This is a genomic window from Microbacterium sp., assembly GCF_031178525.1.
GTDB lineage: Bacteria > Actinomycetota > Actinomycetes > Actinomycetales > Microbacteriaceae > Microbacterium.
The window spans coordinates 1-2,833 of record NZ_JAPSJA010000300.1; the positions used below are offsets into that span (position 1 = coordinate 1).

Genomic DNA, 2,833 nt, shown 5'->3' on the forward strand with positions numbered 1-2,833 from the left:
CGAAGTCGAGCTGGCGCGGGTATGCCGACCAGCCCGCGATGATCACCTTCGGCTTGTGCTCGAGCGCGAGGCGGCGCACCTCGTCCATGTCGACCAGCGACGTCTCGGCGTCCACCCCGTAGGCGACGATGTCGTACAGGCGGCCGGAGAAGTTGATCTTCATGCCGTGCGTGAGGTGGCCGCCGTGGTCGAGCGACAGACCCAGGATCGTGTCGCCCGGGCGGGCGATCGCGTGCAGCACGGCCGCGTTCGCCGACGCGCCCGAGTGCGGCTGGACGTTCGCGAACCGGGCGCCGAAGAGCTCCTTGGCGCGCTCGATCGCGAGCTCCTCGGCGACGTCGACCTCCTCGCAGCCGCCGTAGTAGCGGCGGCCGGGGTAGCCCTCGGCGTACTTGTTCGTGAGCACGGAGCCCTGCGACTCGAGCACCGAGACGGGCACGAAGTTCTCGGACGCGATCATCTCGAGGAATCCGCGCTGGCGATCGAGCTCGCGCTGCAGCACCTGCGCGATCTCGGGGTCGACCTCGGCGAGCGGAGCGTTGAACAGCGGATCGGTCATGCGATCTCCAGACGACGTTCGGGATGGGGTATCTCGCATCGGCCCAGGCGTGCGGTCGAATGCCGTCTCGGTCGCTTCCCGGTGGTGCACCACCTCAACGCCAGTCGCGACATCCCGATTGTACCCGCACTCGTCGGACGTCCCGCTCGATGGGACGAGCGCGGGATCCTCCCCGGGCACCCTATGAGAATCGCCCGATCTCGGTGGAGAATGTCGGTCAGACGGATGCGCGCCCCTCGCGTCCGCGCTCGCGCAGCCCTTTGCGCAAGCACCGCCGCTGCCCCCGAAGCGAGATGACGTGCACGACTCCACCGCCGAAGCCGCCGCCGACGCCGACCTGGTCCTGCGCTCGCGCTCGGGCGACGCGGAGGCCTTCGCGCAGCTCTGGCAGCGCCACTACGCCGCGGGCGTGACCGTCGCCCGCTCGCTGACGTCGAGCATCGACCCCGATGATCTCGTGCAGGAGGCGTACACGCGCATCTTCCACGCGATCCAGCGCGGCGGCGGGCCGACGGGGGCGTTCCGCGCGTACCTCTTCACGGCGATCCGCAACACGGCGGCATCGTGGGGACGCGCGCGCCGCGAGTCGGCCATCGACGAGCTCGAGACCGTCGCGGATCCGGCGTCCACCGAGGAGGCCCGGCTCGCCGAGCTCGACCGCGGACTGACCCACCGGGCGTTCCGCAGCCTTCCGACGCGCTGGCAGGAGGTGCTCTGGTACACCGAGGTCGAGGGCCTCGGCCCGGCCGAGGCGGCGCCGCTGCTCGGGATGAAGGCCGGCGCGGTCAAGCAGCTCGCCTTCCGCGCGCGCGAGGGCCTGCGTGAGGCCTGGATCCAGGCGCACATCGCGTCGCTCGGCGAGGACTCCGCGTGCCGCTGGACCGTCGACCACCTCGGAGCGCACGCCCGAGGCAACCTCGCCCCGCGCAACCGCGCCCGTGTCGACTCGCACCTCGAGGAGTGCGCGCGCTGCGAGATGGTCGCCGCGGAGGCGCGGGAGGTCGGAAGCCGCCTCGCCCTCGTGGTGCTGCCGCTGGTCATGGGCGTGCCCGCCGCCGCGTCCTACCTCGCGGCGCTCACGCGCGGCGACCTCGCGGCCGTCGCCCTCGCGGCCATGCCGTCGGGCGTCGTCGAGGGCGCCGTCACGGTCGGTGGGGGCGTGCTCGCCGCCGGCTCCGGGGCGGGCGTGACGGCCTCCGCCGGCACGGCGGCCGCGGCCGGCACCGCAGGAGCGACGGGTGCCGCAGGAGCGACGGGCGCAGCAGCATCCGCCGGCGCCCTCTCACTCGGCGGTCTGGTCGGCGCGGGCGTCACGACGGCCAGCGTGGCGGGGGCGCTGCTCGCCGTCACGATTGTCCCGTCCCTCGCGCCCGCGAGCGCGTCGGAGCCCGGCACATCCGTCACGGTGGAGAGCGACGACCGGCGCGGCGCACTGCCCCCCGCGTCGGACACAACCGGACCGGTGTCGTCGAGCGTCGACCCGTCGGCCGTCCCCCGGCTCTCGGATGCGCCGCGCGACACGTCCTCCGCCGAGGACTCCGCCGGCGACGGCTCCCCGGCCGGCGGCGCGCCGGTCGCCGACTCCGCGCCGGAGCGCGATCGAGCGACAGCCGCCGAGTCCGCCTCGACGAAGCCCGGCACCGGCGGCCCGGCTCCCGCGCAGGGCGCGACGCCCGCGGCGCCGCCGAGCGCGCCCGCCGTCTCGGCTCCCGCGGAGCAGGACGGCGGGGGTGCCGGTGCGGACGTGCCGGGCGTCGCGAAGGTCGACGTGTCGATCGGCTCCGGCGGTGCGACGGTCGGCGCCGACGTCGCAGGCGGCACGGTCACGGCCGGCGTCACGGTCGGCGGCGGCTCGGTGGCTGCGGGCGCGGATGTGGCCGGCGGCACGGTCAAGGCCGATGTGAAGGCCGGCGACGGCGCCGTCTCCGTAGGGGCCGGCGTCGGGGGCGTCGATGCGAATGTCGGCGTCGAGGTGGACGAGGGCGTCAAGGTCGGCGCAGACGTGGCAGGCATCGAGGTCGGCGTATCCCTCGGCGGCGACGGACTGCTCGGCGTGAACCTCGGGCTGGGCGGCCAGCGGCGCTGACACGGCCGCGAACCGCCGGTGCCCTCCTGGACCTGGGGCCGCGGCGCAGAATCTCCCGAAGGCGGCTCCCCGCGGTGGCCGCGGCATCGGGATCCGGCGACAATGGATGCGGCGTGACACGACGGCGGTTCGCGTCGCACCCCGAGACGACCGCCGCCGCGCCCCGAGATCCCACCCGATATGACGAC

The 2,833-nt window shown here is 74.5% G+C and carries 1 protein-coding gene and 1 pseudogene; one reads left to right on the top strand and one right to left on the bottom strand.

Annotated features, from left to right (window positions below; translation table 11 throughout):
• Positions 1-559, bottom strand: a pseudogene (locus tag RIF89_RS13465) (serine hydroxymethyltransferase); the annotation flags it as partial.
• Between the two features lie 298 nt (positions 560-857).
• Between RIF89_RS13465 and RIF89_RS13470 the strand changes: the two are divergent.
• Positions 858-2,645 (top strand): sigma-70 family RNA polymerase sigma factor, encoded by a 1,788-nt coding sequence (locus RIF89_RS13470; RefSeq protein ID WP_309069602.1) that lies wholly within the window; start codon positions 858-860, stop codon positions 2,643-2,645.
• Positions 2,646-2,833 lie beyond the last annotated feature (188 nt).